At 69.0% G+C, this 15,573-nt stretch carries 16 protein-coding genes; 8 read left to right on the top strand and 8 right to left on the bottom strand.

Going from position 1 to position 15,573, the window contains the following annotated elements; genetic code table 11:
- Positions 1-114: 114 nt before the first annotated feature.
- From ABZ420_RS20265 to ABZ420_RS20255, 3 genes are read right to left on the bottom strand one after another with little or no spacing between them, the layout of a single operon-like run.
- A complete protein-coding gene (locus ABZ420_RS20265) occupies positions 115-2,208 on the bottom strand; it encodes an MMPL family transporter (protein ID WP_357124775.1) in 2,094 nt (697 codons plus the stop codon).
- A gap of 16 nt (positions 2,209-2,224) precedes the next feature.
- Positions 2,225-2,758: a hypothetical protein gene (locus ABZ420_RS20260; protein ID WP_063052947.1), complete on the bottom strand. Its 534-nt coding sequence runs from the start codon at positions 2,756-2,758 to the stop codon at positions 2,225-2,227.
- A gap of 6 nt (positions 2,759-2,764) precedes the next feature.
- A complete protein-coding gene (locus ABZ420_RS20255) occupies positions 2,765-3,121 on the bottom strand; it encodes a hypothetical protein (RefSeq protein WP_040867041.1) in 357 nt (118 codons plus the stop codon).
- Positions 3,122-3,272: 151 nt separating this feature from the next.
- Between ABZ420_RS20255 and ABZ420_RS20250 the strand changes: the two genes are divergently transcribed.
- From ABZ420_RS20250 to ABZ420_RS20240, 3 genes are read left to right on the top strand one after another with little or no spacing between them, the layout of a single operon-like run.
- Complete coding sequence (locus ABZ420_RS20250) at positions 3,273-4,286, top strand: hypothetical protein (protein ID WP_357124770.1); 1,014 nt, start codon at positions 3,273-3,275, stop codon at positions 4,284-4,286.
- A complete protein-coding gene (locus ABZ420_RS20245; protein ID WP_357124768.1) occupies positions 4,286-4,585 on the top strand; it encodes a DUF5703 family protein in 300 nt (99 codons plus the stop codon). Before ABZ420_RS20250 ends, ABZ420_RS20245 begins: the two co-directional genes overlap by 1 nt.
- A gap of 4 nt (positions 4,586-4,589) precedes the next feature.
- Positions 4,590-5,666, top strand: a complete 1,077-nt coding sequence (locus ABZ420_RS20240; RefSeq protein ID WP_357124765.1) for a quinone-dependent dihydroorotate dehydrogenase — start codon at positions 4,590-4,592, stop codon at positions 5,664-5,666.
- A 12-nt stretch (positions 5,667-5,678) separates the two neighbouring features.
- On the opposite strand, the gene ABZ420_RS20235 is transcribed toward ABZ420_RS20240, so the two are convergent.
- Positions 5,679-6,062, bottom strand: coding sequence for a hypothetical protein (locus ABZ420_RS20235; RefSeq protein WP_357124762.1), 384 nt, complete (start codon positions 6,060-6,062; stop codon positions 5,679-5,681).
- A gap of 741 nt (positions 6,063-6,803) precedes the next feature.
- On the opposite strand from ABZ420_RS20235, the gene ABZ420_RS20230 reads away from it, so the two are divergent.
- The 4 genes from ABZ420_RS20230 (at position 6,804) to ABZ420_RS20215 (ending at position 11,803) form a co-directional block, all read left to right on the top strand.
- Positions 6,804-8,285, top strand: a complete 1,482-nt coding sequence (locus tag ABZ420_RS20230) for a PfkB family carbohydrate kinase (protein ID WP_357124759.1) — start codon at positions 6,804-6,806, stop codon at positions 8,283-8,285.
- The gene (locus tag ABZ420_RS20225) at positions 8,282-9,025 is read left to right on the top strand and encodes a GTP cyclohydrolase II (protein ID WP_357124756.1); all 744 of its coding nucleotides are present in this window, start codon (positions 8,282-8,284) and stop codon (positions 9,023-9,025) included. Before ABZ420_RS20230 ends, ABZ420_RS20225 begins: the two co-directional genes overlap by 4 nt.
- Before the next feature lie 189 nt (positions 9,026-9,214).
- Positions 9,215-11,047, top strand: a complete 1,833-nt coding sequence (locus ABZ420_RS20220; protein WP_357124753.1) for a long-chain fatty acid--CoA ligase — start codon at positions 9,215-9,217, stop codon at positions 11,045-11,047.
- Positions 11,048-11,158: 111 nt separating this feature from the next.
- A complete protein-coding gene (locus ABZ420_RS20215; RefSeq protein ID WP_357124750.1) occupies positions 11,159-11,803 on the top strand; it encodes a class I SAM-dependent methyltransferase in 645 nt (214 codons plus the stop codon).
- Between the two features lie 12 nt (positions 11,804-11,815).
- Here the strand turns inward: ABZ420_RS20215 and ABZ420_RS20210 are convergent, their stop codons facing one another.
- Together ABZ420_RS20210 and ABZ420_RS20205 are read right to left on the bottom strand one after the other, a co-directional pair.
- Positions 11,816-12,043, bottom strand: a complete 228-nt coding sequence (locus tag ABZ420_RS20210) for a hypothetical protein (protein WP_357124747.1) — start codon at positions 12,041-12,043, stop codon at positions 11,816-11,818.
- Positions 12,044-12,142: 99 nt separating this feature from the next.
- Positions 12,143-12,574 (bottom strand): DNA-directed RNA polymerase subunit beta, encoded by a 432-nt coding sequence (locus ABZ420_RS20205; RefSeq protein ID WP_357124744.1) that lies wholly within the window; start codon positions 12,572-12,574, stop codon positions 12,143-12,145.
- 294 nt (positions 12,575-12,868) lie between these two features.
- On the opposite strand from ABZ420_RS20205, the gene ABZ420_RS20200 reads away from it, so the two are divergent.
- Positions 12,869-14,206 (top strand): hypothetical protein, encoded by a 1,338-nt coding sequence (locus tag ABZ420_RS20200; RefSeq protein WP_357124742.1) that lies wholly within the window; start codon positions 12,869-12,871, stop codon positions 14,204-14,206.
- Between the two features lie 6 nt (positions 14,207-14,212).
- Here the strand turns inward: ABZ420_RS20200 and ABZ420_RS20195 are convergent, their stop codons facing one another.
- Both ABZ420_RS20195 and ABZ420_RS20190 read right to left on the bottom strand, forming a co-directional pair.
- Positions 14,213-14,632, bottom strand: a complete 420-nt coding sequence (locus tag ABZ420_RS20195; protein WP_357124981.1) for a hypothetical protein — start codon at positions 14,630-14,632, stop codon at positions 14,213-14,215.
- Between the two features lie 389 nt (positions 14,633-15,021).
- On the bottom strand, positions 15,022-15,555 hold the full coding sequence (locus tag ABZ420_RS20190) for a YbhB/YbcL family Raf kinase inhibitor-like protein (RefSeq protein WP_357124739.1): 534 nt from the start codon (positions 15,553-15,555) through the stop codon (positions 15,022-15,024).
- Positions 15,556-15,573: the final 18 nt, after the last annotated feature.

The raw sequence follows: 15,573 nt of genomic DNA, 5'->3' as shown, positions 1-15,573 counted from the left end.
GCTCGATCGCCGTCGAGCCGATCGCTGGGCGGGCCGGCGATCGGTGTGTCACCGCGGCGGTGGCCGACGCGGCGGGCGCCGGAGGGTACGGAGGCACTCGACCGCCGGGTGCTCCTATCGCCAGATGAGTTTGAGCACCGCGGGTGTCAGCAGCATGCGGATGACGGTGGCGTCCAGGATCAGCGCCGCGATCATGCCGTAGGCGATGTATTTCATCAGCACCAGGTCCGAGAATCCGAACGCGCCGGTGACCACGATGAGGATGGCGGCGGCGGAGGTGATCACGCCGCCGGTGTGGGCGATGCCGTAGCGGATGGCCTCGGGGGCGTCCGCGCCGCCGGTGCGTGCCTCCGACACCCGCGACAGCAGGAACACCTCGTAGTCGGTGGACAGCCCGAACACCACTGTCACGATCAGCGCCAGGACCGCGAACATCAAGGGTCCGGGCGTGAAGTGGAAGACCCCTGCCCCGTGGCCCTCGACGAATACCCAGGTCAGCACGCCGAGGGTGGACACGAGGCTGAGTGCGCTCATCGCCACGGCCTTCAGCGCGAGCACCAGCGAGCGGAACGCCGCGTACATCAGCGCCAGCGCCGCGGAGACCAGCAGGGCCAGCAGCAGGGGCAGGCCGTCGAGCAGTCCGTTGATGCTGTCGCGTTCCAGCGCGGGCACACCGGCGACCATCACCGCCACCCCCGGTGGTTCGGGGATGGCGCGCAGCGCGGCGATCACGCGGTCGGCGTCGCGTTTGTCGGTCAGCCCGGCGGCCAGAACGTTGATGCCGTCGGTGGTGGGTGCGGCGGGCTCGAAGCGTCCGGTCAGGCCGGGGATCTGGTTGGCGCTGTAGCGGATGTCGCTCAGTTGCCGCGCGTCGGCGCCGACCACCACCAGTTTCAGCGGTTCGGTGCGGAAGCTGGGAAACAGGACGTCGAAACGTTCCTGCGCGACCCGTGCCGAGTTGTCGTCGGCCAGATACCGTTCGCTCAGGCCGCCGAATTCGATGTGGCGCATCGGGATGCTCAGCGCCAGCAGGGTGAGCACGATCGGCACGGCGACCGCCAGGGGGCGGCGCATCGCCCACAGTGCCAGGCGGGAGAAGAATCCGGCGTCGATCTGCGCTTCGGTCTTGCTGCGGGAGAAGCGTTTCCAGCCCAGGAAGTCGATGCGGTGTCCGGCGATGCTCAGCGCGGCGGGCAACGCCGTCACCGACAGCAGTGCCGCGAGCAGGACCGAGCTGATGCCGCCCAGCGGCACCGAGCGCAGCACCCCGTTGGGGAAGATGAACAGCGCGCCGAGGCTGAGGGCGATGATCGCCGCGGAGAACAGCACGGTGCGTCCGGCGGTGGCGACGGTGCGGGCGGTGGCCTCTTCGACAGTGTGGCCCGCGGCGAGTTCCTCGCGGAAGCGGGTGACGGTGAACAGGCCGTAGTCGATCGCCAGGCCCAGGCTGACCAGGGTCAGCACGGCGCTGGCGAAGACGTTGACCTGGATGTGGTCGGTCAGTGCCCGCAGCCCGCCTTGGGTGCCCAGGATCGTCATGCCGCCGATGAGCACCGGCAGCAGTGCCCCGATCACGCCGCCGAACACGAAATACAGCAGGATCGCCACCAGCGGCAGGGCGATCATCTCCGCGCGCCTGATGTCGCGTTGCATTCCGGTGTTGATGCCTTCGACGATCGGCTGCAATCCCGCCAGTTGCACGGTCGTGCCGCCGGGGCCGCCGCCGGCGCGTCCGGCGCCGAGATGGTCCTTGATCGCCAGGTAGTTCTCGACGGTCGCGGTGCCCGAGCCGCGTAATCCGACGCTGGCGAAGGCATGGGTGTGGGTGGTGTCGGTGGCCTGGGCGGAGAACGGGCTGTCCCAGTAGCTGTCGATCTTCTGGATGCGGTCGGGATAGGCGTTCAGCAGTCCGGCCAGTTGCGCGGTGACCGGTCCGCGTACCGCCGGGTCGTCGACGGTGGCGCCTTCGGGTGCGGTGTAGAGCAGGATCAGGTCGCTGTCGGTGTCGCGGCCGAAGGTGCGGTCGGCCAATTCGGCGGCGGCCACCGATTCGCTGCTCTCGTCGAACCAGCCCTCCTGGGTCAGCCGCCCGGCCAGGTCGCGGCCGTACCAGCCGGAGACCAGGACGAACAGCACGAAGAAGCCCAGGACGAGGAAGCGGTGGCGGTGGACGAACCGCCCCCACCGCAGTGATCCGGAACGGCGCATCGCGTGGCGGGCCCGCTCAGCCGCAGGCGGGGGTGCGGTAGTCGGCCGAGCGCAGGATGCCGCACAGGTCGGTGCGGGAGATCTTCCACTTGCCGTCGACGAGCACGAAGTGCACGACGGTGGTGCGGACCGCGGCGCCGGTGCCGTCCTTGTCCAAGCGCATGGTGGCGGTCAGGGTGCCGTCGTGGTTGTCGAACACCGGATCGGTCACGCCGTAGACGGCGCGCGGGTTGTCCTGCAGCGCCTTGTACATGTCGGGGATGGCTTGACGGAAGGACTCCCCGTCCTCGATGAGCGCGGTGCGTTCGCTGTCGGGGAGCGCCGGGTCCAGCGCCCGCTTGATCTGGGCATCGAGGTCGGCGGCGGTGGGCAGCGGCGGGTGGGCGGCGCTGGAGGAGACAGCGATCGAGGACGACAGCGAGGCGTTGGCCGAGGAGCGGGCGGCGTCGACCGCGGCCTCGTCGGCTCCGCTGTCGCACGCGGCGGCGGCCACCGCCAGCAGCAGGCCCGCGGCGGTGAGCGCGGTGCGGGCGAGTCGTGTGTGGGTCATCACTTCCTACATACCTTCGATGACGGAGCTGAGCCGTCCGAGTAGGGCACGCACGGTTGTGACGTCCCGTTGTGCGGCGGCGTCGATCGTCGCGGCGTCGGGGATCATATCCCGCACCAAGGCGGCGACACTGCGTTCGTCGTCGAGGTCGATGTCGGTGACCGTGGCTTCGGCGACCGCCAGTACGTCCTCCGGGCCGGGGACGGCGTCGCCGAGGTCACGGCGGTAGACCTCCAGGGTCAAGGTGGCGCGGATGGTGCGGAACGCGAAGGGGTGGCCGTCGGCGGTGGTGCCGAAGCCGTGCGCGTACGCGCCGACGGTGAGGTCGTCGATGGCAAATCCCGACGAATGGTCGGCTTTCAACCCGGTTCTCCCTATATCGGACGGTGGGGTCTCCACCGTAACCCTGGTCACCGACATTCCGCTCGAGGCGAACCCGGTCGGTCGGCCGGTTGCGTCATCATGGTCAGATGGTGAGGTTGCGGAAGATTCGTCGGTAGAAGGAGTTCGCTGGATGCGCCCTCGCGCCTTGCTCGTCTCGGCATTCGCGGGTGCGGCGGTGCTGGTGCTGTCGGCCGGATGCTCCTCCGGCCCCGGCGGTCCCGACCTGCCGACCAGGGAGCCGGCCGCCGCGGCGCCCGCGCCCGCGGTGACGACGCCGCCGGTCGGGCGGGTGCTGCCCGCCGGACCGGTCGCCGCGCTGGCCGCCGATTCCGCTGGCGGGTTGCTGGCAGGCCTGGACGGTGACGTCCTGACCGTCTTCGACCCGGTCGCCGCGCAGCCGGTGGTGCGCACGGTGAGGTTGCCGGCGCGCGCGAGTGGTCTCACGCCGGGCAGGCCGGGTGAGATGCTGGCGGCCGCGCCGGGCCGGGTGCTGCGGGTGGATCTCGCGTCCGGGGTGATCGCCGAGGTGAGCGTCGACGGCGACGTCCGCTCGGTGCGCGCCCGGCAGGACGGCGGGTTGCTGGTCGGCACCGCCGACGGCCGCGTGCTGGAGCTGGCGCCGGAGGGGAAGGTGGTCGGCACCGTGTCCGGGCTGGTATCCGCCGACGAACTCGCCGAAGCCGACGGCAAGCTCACGGTGCTCGACCGGCATCAGAGCGCGATCTTCGAGTTCGACCCCGGCAAGCAGCGGCCCGGGCTGGCGCTGCGGGCCGGTGACGGGGCCACGCGGCTGATCGGCGACACGCGCGGCCGGTTCGTGGTCACCGACACCGCGGGCGGTGAACTGCTGGTCTACACCGCGGGACCACTCGTGTTGCGGCAGCGTTTCCCGGTAGGATCTTCGCCTTACGCAGTTGCCTACGATCAACGGTCCGACACCGTGTGGGTGACGTGCACGCAGCGCAACGAGGTCGTCGGATTCGACCTCTCGACTGGTATACCGAAGGAAGTGGGCCGCTACGCCACCGTCCGGCAGCCGAACGCGGTGGCCGTCGAGCAACGCACCGGAGATCTGTTCGTGGGGTCCGCGACCGGCGACGGTCTGCAACGGATCGGTGCGGACGATCGGAAGAGAGGGCAGTGATGGCTCCGACACCGCGCGCGGACGATGATTCCGCGGCATCCGCTGATCCGGCAGCGCACCGGGGGCGCGGGCGCGCGCTGCCCGCGGGCTGGGAAACCACCAGCGACGACTACGAGTACGTGCCGTTGCGGCTGCCGCCGGATGTCACGCGGGTGAGCGCGTCCATGCGGCTGGCGATCCAGGCAGAGTTCGGGGGCTGGGAACTCTCGCGGGTGCGCGCCTACACCGACGGCAGCAGGCGGGTGCTGCTGCGGCGGCGAAAATCCGCCCTACTACCCCAGCCCGAACCCGGAATGTGAGCCGATGTACGCCCTGCTACTCCGACTGATGTTCCTCCTCGCGCCGGAACGCATCCACCATCTCGCCTTCGCGGCCATGCGGTCGGCCGCCTCGGTCGCGCCGTTGCGCTGGGTGATGAGCAAGGTCCTCGTCAGCCGCGATCCGATCCTGCGCGCCGAGGCATTCGGGGTCGAGTTCCCCGCGCCGCTGGGGCTGGCCGCCGGTTTCGACAAGAACGCCGACGGTGTCGATGCCTGGGCGCCGCTGGGGTTCGGTTTCGCCGAGATCGGGACCGTGACCGCGCAGGCGCAGCCGGGCAATCCCGCGCCGCGGTTGTTCCGGCTGCCCGCCGACCGCGCCCTGATCAACCGGATGGGCTTCAACAATCACGGTGCGGCCGCGGCGGCGGAGCGCCTGCGCGCGCGCCGCGGCGGGGTGCCGATCGGGGCGAACATCGGCAAGACGAAGATCGTCGAACCGCGGGCCGCCGCCGAGGACTACGCCGTCAGCGCCGCGCTGCTGGGGCCGCTGGCCGATTTTGTCGTGGTCAACGTCAGCTCCCCCAATACGCCGGGCCTGCGTGATCTGCAGGCGGTCGAATCGCTGCGCCCGCTGCTGCGGGCGGTGCTCGACAGTGTGCGGGTGCCGGTGCTGGTGAAGATCGCGCCGGATCTGTCGGATGAGGACATCGACGCGGTCGCCGACCTGGCCGTCGAACTCGGGTTGGCGGGCATCGTGGCCACCAACACCACCATCCGCCGCGACGGTCTGCGCACCGACGCCGCCGCGGTGGCCGCCATGGGTGCCGGTGGCTTGTCCGGCCCGCCGGTCGCCGACCGTTCGCTCGAGGTGCTGCGGCGGCTGTACCGGCGGGTGGGTGACCGGCTGGTGCTGATCTCGGTCGGTGGCATCGAGACCGTCGACCAGGCGTGGGAGCGCATTCTGGCCGGGGCGACGCTGTTGCAGGGCTACACCGGGTTCATCTACGGCGGCCCGTTCTGGATGCGCAGGATCCATCGGGGCTTGGCGCAGCGGTTGCGCGCCGGCGGGTACGGCAGCATCGGCGAAGCCGTCGGCGCGGAGCACAAAGCGCACGCCTGACATCAGCGGGACTCAGCCGTGCACGAACGGCGGTTCGGCAGTGCGGGTGCGTCCGCGCCGGGTGCTGTGCCCCGGCGGGGCCGGATCTCCCTTCGGTCCCAGTTCCCGGCCCAGGCGTGCCGCCATGGCCTTGGCGAGCAGGATCACCGCGTGGTCGCGCAGGATGCCCAGTTGGTCGGCATAGACCTCGACGCGGGCCTGGGTCATGCGGTCGTGCACGGCGTGCGGGTCGCTGAGCAGTTCGTCCAGCGACATCCCGGCCAGTGCCTGGGCGCGGGTCAGCCGCCGGTCCGGTAACCAGCTCAGCCGCCAGGAGTCGGTCGCGTCGGTGTCACGGTAGGCCGATTCCGGGGTTATGTCACTGGTCATCGTCCATTCGGTGGTGTGGATGGTCATCGCGGTCTCCGGTGCGACAGGTGGAGTGAGGCCGGCTCCAGGGTGCTGAGTTCGATGATCACGAATGCCTCTCGTCGTGCATCCGCTGGTGTGGCGCGGTGGTCGCGCCGCACCGTGAATTCCGCCGGGCCTGCGGCCGTGGTGGGTACCCGGGCCGAGGAAGCCGCTCGGCGGGCCGGGTGGTCCGAGGGATGGCTCGCAGGTGTGCGGCAGCCGGGGAAGCCGCAGCCTCGGGCGAGCCGGTGGCTGAAGGCGCGGCTGCGCGTCGATGGGGGTGTGCGAAGTCTTGTCGCGGTGCAGTGCGCCGCGGCTACGGTTCGGTCCGGCAGACACGCCGCACAGCGGTGGCCGGGAGCAGCTGAGGTCCGTGATCGGCATACCGGCGCGCCGGGGCGATGACGGGTGCGTTGTCGCGCGGGATGTCCGGGGGCTCGTTCAGTCCCTCACCGGCTTCGGCACCAGCTCGATATCGGATGCGGCGGGGCGGTGTCGCCGCCGCCGCGGCTGCCGTATCTGAAGAATCATTCTCCTCACCAGCCCTCCCGATTGCCTGGTGGTGCGATGGGGATCGCCACTTCCAGTGTGGCATTTGCCGTTCCCCGAGCGCAATTGCCGTTGTAATTTGGTAATTGACAATTTGCCCGCTGGCTAAACCCGATTTGCGTGGCCAACATGCGCCCGACACTCCTGTGTCGCGCCGATGGAAAGGGTGGCATCGCCATGGTCCCGCAGGATTCGGGAATGGTTGCCGTTCGCAATATCCTCACCCGGTTGTGCAAACGCTCGGGGCTGAGTTCGGATCGGTTGCGCAGCACTGAAATCGACGTCTCGCCCCTGCTGGATCTGCTGGCCGTGCGGCAGTACGCGCGGCGTGCGGGCATCGACCGGGAACAAGCGGTGCCGCCGCTGGTGCGCGATCTGAGCATGCGATTGGATATCACCGACCGGCTGGTCGTGGATGCGGAGCTGTCGCTGGGTTTGCTGCGCGAAAACCCGCCCGCCGGTGTGGATCCCGGACGGCTCTACGCCTCGGATCTGGGTGAGCGGCGCGAATACCTCGCCGCGCAGTGGGCGGTACTGCACGAAGCCCTTGGGGCGCAACCGGTTCCGGACAGGTTGACGGTGCGTTCGCTGCGCGGGGCTCCCGAGCGCCGGGCGTTCACCGAGCTGGCCACGCGGCTGGCCACGGCCTCGGTGTTCGACGGCGCGCACGCCGTCGACTTCGGCGCGGCTGCCGAAACCGTTGCGGCCGAACCGGATCCAGTGGACTGCCGCGGTGTGGTCACCGTGATCGGCGACGCGGTCATCGACCATATGTATGTGGTGGACCGGATCCCGGGGCCGGGCGGCACCGCGCGTGGCAGCTATCGGCAACATCCCGGCGGCAAGGGGCTCACGCGCGCTGTGGCGGCGGCCCGGCTCGGGTTGCGGGTGCGGTTGATCTCGGCGGTCGGCGACGACGAGGCCGGGGGCCGCATCCTGGAATACCTGCGCAGCGAACGTGTCGAGACCGAACTGGTCAAAGTGGTGCCTTACGCCCCCACTCCGGTGACCGCGGTGATCGTGGCGGGCACCGGCGCGGCGAGCACGATCGGCTGCAAAGACGAGCGAATCCGGTTGAGCGCCCAGGATCTACGCAGCGAGGCCATCTGCTCGGCGATCGCCTCTTCGGATGCGGTGCTGCTGACCTTCGAACAACCCACCGGCGTCATCGAGCAGGTCATGGCGCAGTTGCGCGCACTGCCCGACCGGCCGCTGGTGGTGGTGCACCCCGCGCCGCGGCTGGATCGGCCCCAATACCTGTATCAGCATCTGGGTGTGGTGGATTACCTCCTCGGCGGCGACAGCGACCTGCGGGCGCTGGCGATGTCGCCCGACGGCGCGGCGCCGGACACCGAACAGACCGCCACCCGGCTGCGCGCGCTCGGGGTCGGCGCGGTCTGCGCGATCCGGGATTTCCGGTGCGCGGTGTGGTCGGAGCAGGTCAGCGACCGCTTCCAGCCCTTTCCGACAGCGTTGCAGGACTCGGTCGGCGCTCACGCTGCCTTCTCCGCGGCCCTGGTATATCGTCTCGTTTCGACGCGCCGCCCCGCCGCACGCAACGACTACGTCTGGGCGACCGCCGCGATGGTGGCGACGCAATCGATCGGGGACGTCCCCGGGTCGATGCCACTGGTGAGTGAGGTCGAGCGAATCTTCAAACTCGCTACGGAGGAGCATTGACCAACGTTGTGGATCCTGCCGACACCGAACATCGGTTCCGTCGCAACGGGCAAGATCTGCGAGTTCGGGTGGTGGAGGTGAACGGGGACGGGGAGCGGGGGCACCTGCTGCTGTTCGGCGCGGTCGCCGACGGCTGCCTGGTGCGGGTGCACTCCCGCTGCCTGTATGGGGAGGCGCTGCGTTCACAGGACTGCGACTGTGGGCCGGAGCTGGACAAGGCGCTGGATCTCATCCAGGCCGCGGGCAGCGGTGTGCTGGTCTACCTGGAGCAGGAGGGCCGCGGGGCGGGACTGATCGCCAAGGCGCTGGGTTATCGGGAAAGTGAGCGCTCCGGCGCGGACACCTTCGCCAGCTACGAGGCACTCGGCTACCCGGCCGATGCCCGCACGTATGTCACCACCGCTCGTGCGCTGGCCGATCTGGGATTGCGTTCGGTGCAGTTGTTGACCAACAATCCCGCCAAGGTGGAGGCGCTGCGGCAGGAGGGGTTGCGGGTCACCGCGGTGCCGTTGCGCACGCGCGCGCTCAGCGAGCGGGCTCGCGACTATCTGGAAGCCAAGCGCACCCGGCGCAAGCACTGGATACCGACCGATGCCGCGCCGTGGGCACTCGACGAGCCGGGCGGCATGTCGCCGACGGCCGACGAGCCGCTTGCCGCCGACCCGGTTGTCATCACACCTGGTGAGAACTTCCGTCCGAGGCCAGGGCCCGGCCCCGCGCCGGATCTGATCGGTGCCTGAAGGATTGTTGAAGTTTGCCCCACCCCGCTTCCCTCCTGTGGCTACCATGAGTGAGCCGCGCCACATGTGGCGCGCCGACTCGTGAGGGACTGACAGTGCATTCGCCGCACCGCCTCAGGATTCGAGTCCGGATCGGACGCCGGTGGATACCGGCGTCCGGTTCACGCCAGCGCTATCGGGAACAGGGATATGACGACAACAGAAATCGGATACGCGCACCAGTCGGGCAAAACGGTGTACACCGTCCCCGCCGCATTCCAGGAGACCGCCCGGCTGCGACCCGACCAGATCGCCTTGCGCAAGGCGGGTGGCACGCAGGAATACACCTGGCGCGAGTACGCCGAACGGGTGCGCTCGATCGCCGCGGGCCTGGCCGGACTCGGCGTCGGCCACGGTGACACCGTCGGCATCATGCTCACCAACCGTCCCGAGTTCAACCTCGTCGACACCGCCGCGTTGCACCTGGGCGCGACCCCGTTCTCCATCTACAACACCAGCTCCCCCGAGCAGATCACCCACCTGTTCACCAACGCGGGCAACAAAGTCGTCGTGACCGAGCAGGTCTTCCTCGACCGGATCACCGCGGCCGGGGTGCCGGTCGAGCACATCATCATGGTCGACGGCCCCGCCGAGGGCGCCGTCACCCTCGAACAGGTCGAGGCCGCGCCCGCCGCCGACTTCGATTTCGACGCCGCCTGGCAGGCCGTCGGCGCCGACGACCTGGTCACTCTGATCTACACCTCCGGCACCACCGGCCCGTCCAAGGGCGTGGAGATCACCCATCGCAACGTGCTCGCCCAGATCATCGCCTTGGTCAACGGCCCGCTACCGGTCGGCCTGGACGATCGTGCGGTGTCCTACCTCCCGGCCGCGCACGTCGCCGACCGGATCTCCGCCCACGCCATCAACCTGCTCACCGGCATCCAGATCACCACCGTGCCCGACCCGCGCGAGGTCGCCGCCGCCCTGCCCGACGCGCGACCGACCGTCTTCTTCGGCGTCCCACGGGTATGGCAGAAGATCAAGGCCGGAGTGGAGGGCAAACTCGCCGAAGAACCGAGCCCGGTCAAGAAGGCGCTGGCCAACTGGGCGATCAGCACCGGAATCGCGGCCGCGCGCGCCGACCTGGCCGGCACAGGTCGCGGTCCCCTGCTCGGCGCGCAGCACAAGATCGCCGAGACGCTGGTGCTGTCCAAGCTGCGCCACGCCCTCGGGCTCGATCAGCTGCACGTCGCCTCCTCCGGCGCCGCGCCCATCCCGCCGGAGACCCTGGAGTACTTCCTCGGCCTGGGCTTCACCGTCAGCGAGGTGTGGGGCATGTCGGAGACCACCGGCGTGGGCACCTTCACCGAGTTGGACAAGCCCCGCCCCGGCTCGGTCGGGCGCCCGGTGGACGGCATCGATCTGCGCCTGGACGCCGACGGCGAGGTGCTGGTGCGCGGCCCGATCGTCACCCGCGGCTACCGCAACATGCCCGACAAGACCGCCGAGGCCATCGACTCCGACGGCTGGCTGCACACCGGTGACATCGGCACGCTCGACGCCGACGGCTACCTGCGGATCGTGGACCGCAAGAAGGAACTGATCATCAACGAGGCGGGCAAGAACATCGCCCCCACCAACATCGAGAACTCGGTGAAGGCAGCCTCCTCGCTGGTCGGTCAAGTCGTCGCCATCGGCGACGCCAAGCCCTACATCGCCGCCCTGATCGTGCTCGACCCCGACGTCGCCGCCATCCGCGCCAAGGAACTCGACGCCACCGGCGAGGACATCGCCGCCCTGGCCACCCGCGGGCAGATCATCGACGAGGTGCTGGCGGCGGTCCAGGCGGGCAACGCCAAACTCTCCCGCGTCGAGCAGATCAAACGCTTCACCGTCCTCGGCGCCGTCTGGGAGCCCGGCGGCGACGAACTGACCCCGAAGATGTCGCTCAAGCGCGCCCCCATTGCGGCCAAATATCAGGCCGAGATCGACGCGCTGTACGCCAAGGAACCCTCCGACCGGGTGATCAGCGTCAAGTAAACTCGTAGGAACGCACTGTGGCCCTGGGCATTTCGTCCAGGGCCACAGTTTTTCACGCCGATCCCCGAGGCCCCGGATGCCGACCGCCGCGGCCGCCGGGAGAATGGAACGGTGCTGCTGTCTCGACTCGACCGGTTCAATCGGCGACATCCGTGGAGCCACAACGACCACTACGGTGCGTGGGTCGTACGCCAGGTGGCAGCGGCCGGGGCCCATCACGTCCTCGATGTCGGATGCGGCACAGGCAACCTCGCCGCCCGGCTGCGCGAGCGCGCCACCACCGTCACCGCGCTCGAACCCGACCCCGCGACCGCCCGCCTGGCGGCGCAACGTTTCGCCGATGACCCCGCGGTGACCGTCGTCGAAGCCGGCTTCGACGATCGCGACCACCAGCGACGGTGGGATGCCGTCACCCTCGTCGCCGTCCTGCACCACCTCCCCTTGCTGCCCACCCTGCGCGAACTGCGCGACTGTCTGGCCCCGGGCGGGCGGCTGGCGATCGTCGGCTGCTACCGCCACGCCGGACCCCTCGACATCCTCGCCGACCTCCCGGCCATAGCCGCCAACCCCGTCATGGGACTGATCAAGCACCCGGCTCGCGCCGAAACTCTTCCCCCGCACATGACGGCACCCACCGCCGAGCCGACCGAGACCCTCGCCGACATCCGCGCCGCCGCCGCGCGCGAACTGCCCGGCGCCCGGATCCGCCGTCGCATGTTCTGGCGGTACACCCTGGTCTACGACGCCCCCTCCTGACCGGGTGAACCCTCACGGCTCCAGATACAAACGCTCACAAGGCAATCGCGGACAACCCTCGATGTCGTCCATCGACACCTCGACCGCGTCGTGCCAGTGCCGGGCACGCCACTCCTGGACGAACAAGCACGCCGCGGTGACGCAGGCGACGTAATCCATCCGAGCGCCGTGCCAGAACACCGACAAATGGACATCCGGCTCGGACGGGAGCGGAGAACCACGGCGCTCGGCACCGTTCACCGCCGCCGCTCCTTCGCGTTCTGGTGCGTATCGGTCTGCCGGAGCCCGAGGGGGCCGACCCCGTAGTGCGCCGAGACCTTCCATGCCCTGCAATACCTTTCAGGCATACGTGAAGCCTCGCTTCCGTCGTGCAACCCGCTCCGCCACGCATCCACGGATAGCGGCCACCACGACGCTTCCGGAGGGACGAAATGCGCTGTCGGGGCGAGCGACCCAGGCGCGGAACGTGGTCCCCCGATCGGCCGGGCCCGGCAGCGCCACGGTTCCGCCGGCGCGCACCAACGAGACGTCGAGCCGGAACATCTCGGCGAACAGCATGATGTCGTCCGGCAGGTCGGGCTGCGTCAGATACGTCCACCGCTTCGACCGGGGATGCGACATGATCGGCCCGATCCGATGGTGGTGCCGCTGCATCCAGACCTTCACATCCTGGCCCAGCGTGGCGGGCATGATCACCGCCCACGCCACCCCCATACGTAGCACGATGCGCCCCACCTGAGGTGGATCCACCTCCGCGGGCAGGTCGCACACCTGCCGGTAGTAGGCACACCGGGACAGTGGTGTATCCCCGAAAGGTATCCAGCCCATCATCAAACCCCCTGCTCAGATCGATCGACGGTGGAGATGCGCCCGGTCCCGCGGACTGCGGAAACAGCCCCGGCAACGAAGGCGAGCCTGCCGCGTGATTTGCGCGGAACTCCCTGACCGGACGCGTATTCAGCACACACCCCGCAGTCACGGCGAGTAAGGTCGCGGCGGGTGTTGAAAGGTGGTGGATCGACCTCTCCGGGTGACGAAATGGCAGGCGTGATGGACAGTGCGAACATGCATCTCTCCGAGTGGCTGGCCCGTTCAGGTTGGAGTCGCGGTGAATTGGCGCGTCGGGTGCGCACACTGGCGCTCGAATGGGGCGAACCTCAGATCAGGCCGGACGCCTCCAGCGTGCGCCGCTGGGTGGATGAGGGAGAACGCCCACGGCCGCCGGTCCCGGCGATCCTCGCCGACCTGTTCTCGGCACGATTCGGTTATCGCGTGACGACCTACGACCTCGGTCTGGGCGAAATACCGGCCGTTGACCGCGCCCTCCTCTACAGCCCATCGTGGACACAGACACTGAACGCAGTCGCAGACCTCGGGAGGGCCGACGTGGATCGCAGGAAATTTCTGTCCGCGGCTCCGTTCGCGGCGGTCGCGGCAATCGGGCCGTCGCGCGACTGGTTGCTGAACACTCTCGACCAACTGCCGGATCAGCGGCAGCGGGTGCGACTCGAGGACGTCGCCGCCGTGCGGAACATGTTCAGCACATTCCAGGAGATGGATGTCTTGCAGGGCGGCGGCTCAGGCCGGCTGGTTCTGGCGGCGTACATGAACGAGCACGTGTACCCGCTGCTGCGGCGGACGCACAGCGAGGACGTCCGCCTGGCGCTCTGCCGTGCGGCTGCCGAACAGACCTACCTGCTCGGCTGGATGGCGTTCGACAACGGCGAACACGGCACGGCGCAGCGGTATCTGATCCAGGCGCTTCGCCTGGCCGAGGAGTCGCGCGATCCCGCCCTCGGCGCGCACGTGCTCGCCGGGCTGGCCGACCAGGCAACCTTGCTCGGGCATCCGCACGAAGGCAGGCGACTCGCCCAAGCGGGTCGCCAAGGTTTGTCGAAGGTGGATGCGCCCGCCTGCCTGGCGGACCTGTGGACCTTGGAAGCTCGCTCTCTGGCTGTCATCGGCGACAAGGCCGCTACCGCGCACGCGATCAACGCCGCGGAGAACGCGTTCGCCCGTGTCGAACCCGACCGTGAGCCCGAGTGGGCGCGCTTCATCGATCAGGCATACATCTTCGGCGAGTGGGCGAACGCATTCCGTGACCTCGGGCAACCGGAACAAGCCGCGTCGCACGCTCGCCACTCGATCTCCCACGCCCGCACACAGAATCGCGCGCGACGCGGTGCGCTCTCCCACGCCGCGCTCGCGGTGACCCACATACAGAAGCGTGACCTCGAAGCTGCACACGCAGCGGGTGTGCGGACACTCGACCTCGCGCGCAAGGTCAAGTCCTCCCGCTCCGTCGAGGCGGTGCGCGACATACAGCAGCGCATGGTGGCCTTCGGTCCGCACCCTTTGGTGGCGGACTTCAACGAACGGACTCGCACATTGCTCGTGGCGTGAGCCGGACTACGCCAACTGCTCTACGGCGAAGCCGACCAGGAGCACGCAGAATCCGCCGATCTCGCCGATGATCAGAGCGGCGAGGACGAAACGCATCGACGGCGGAGGGTTGCGCATCTGGTTGTCGGTCTCGCGCTGCAATCCCAGACGGATGTAGTTCGCGATCGTCACCACGAACAGTGCGATGATCGCCCCGGCCGCGGTGGCGTTCACCGCCGTCGGCCAGCCGGACAATTCGACGAACCAGGCGATCAAACCGGTGGCGAACGAGTACAGCAGTGCGGCACGGTGTGCGATGTCGACGTACGGGTGTGCCAGACCGTCCGGCGAGGTGGTCATCGCCTGCCATTTCCACACACCGAGAACCAGCGCCCACAGGAAGATGAGCCCGGCGAGGAAGAGCACCCAGGCGGTTTCCGTGCGAATGATCAAGTTCGTACCCTCATCAGTCCATCGCGCGCCCACTTGGGCGGCTGTCCAGCGGCAGCGTAGCGCTTGCGGGCAGTCGCGACGCGACGAGAACGAACCCACTCCTGGGAATACCGACTGGTCGGGTTAGGGCGGCTCGCGGGTCTCGCCGAGGTGGAGTTCGTGTCGCCGCGCGGCTGGAGGCTCGCAGATCGAAACCCACGGCGCGAGAAGCCGCCGTGGGTTTCGTCGTTCGCTGCGCCGGACGATCAGAAGCAGACAGGACGCCAGAGCGTGCCGCGGAACCAGTGGTTCAGATCCGCCGAACCGCTGGAAAACCCACGATGTGCATGCGAAAGCGCTGTGGCCCCGAGCATTTCGCTCAGGGCCACAATCACGTGACGGCTCTAGTTCTGCTCGTAGGTGGCGATCAAGGTCGCGCGGGCGAGGGTGTGGGAGAACAGGTTGAAGCCGAGGTAGGCGGGCGTGGCGTTCTCGTCGATGCCGAGACTTTCGACGTCGACGGCGTGCACGACGATGAAGTAGCGGTGCGGGCCGTGACCGGGCGGCGGGGCGGCACCGACGAAGCCGTGGAAGCCGCCGTCGTTGCGCAGGGTGATCGCGCCGGTCGGCAAAGCGCCGCCCTCCTCGCCGCTGCCCGCGCCCGCAGGCAGCGAGGTCACGCTCACGGGGATGTCGGCGACGGCCCAGTGCCAGAAGCCGGAGGCGGTGGGGGCGTCGGGGTCGTACACGGTGACCGCGAAACTCTTGGTCTCCGCCGGGAAGTCCGACCAGGACAGCTGCGGGGAGATGTCCTTGCCTCCCGCGCCGAAGATGCCGCTGACCTGTTCGTTGCCGAAGGTTTGACCGTCGGTGACATCGGTGGAGGTGAGGGTGAACGACGGCACCTTCGGAAGCGCGTCGTAGGGGTCGTAGGTCATGAAAACCTCTCTCTTGCG

The organism is Nocardia sp. NPDC005745 (assembly GCF_040630775.1).
In the GTDB taxonomy this organism is placed as follows: domain Bacteria; phylum Actinomycetota; class Actinomycetes; order Mycobacteriales; family Mycobacteriaceae; genus Nocardia.
This window is presented reverse-complemented; position numbering and strand designations above follow the sequence as displayed.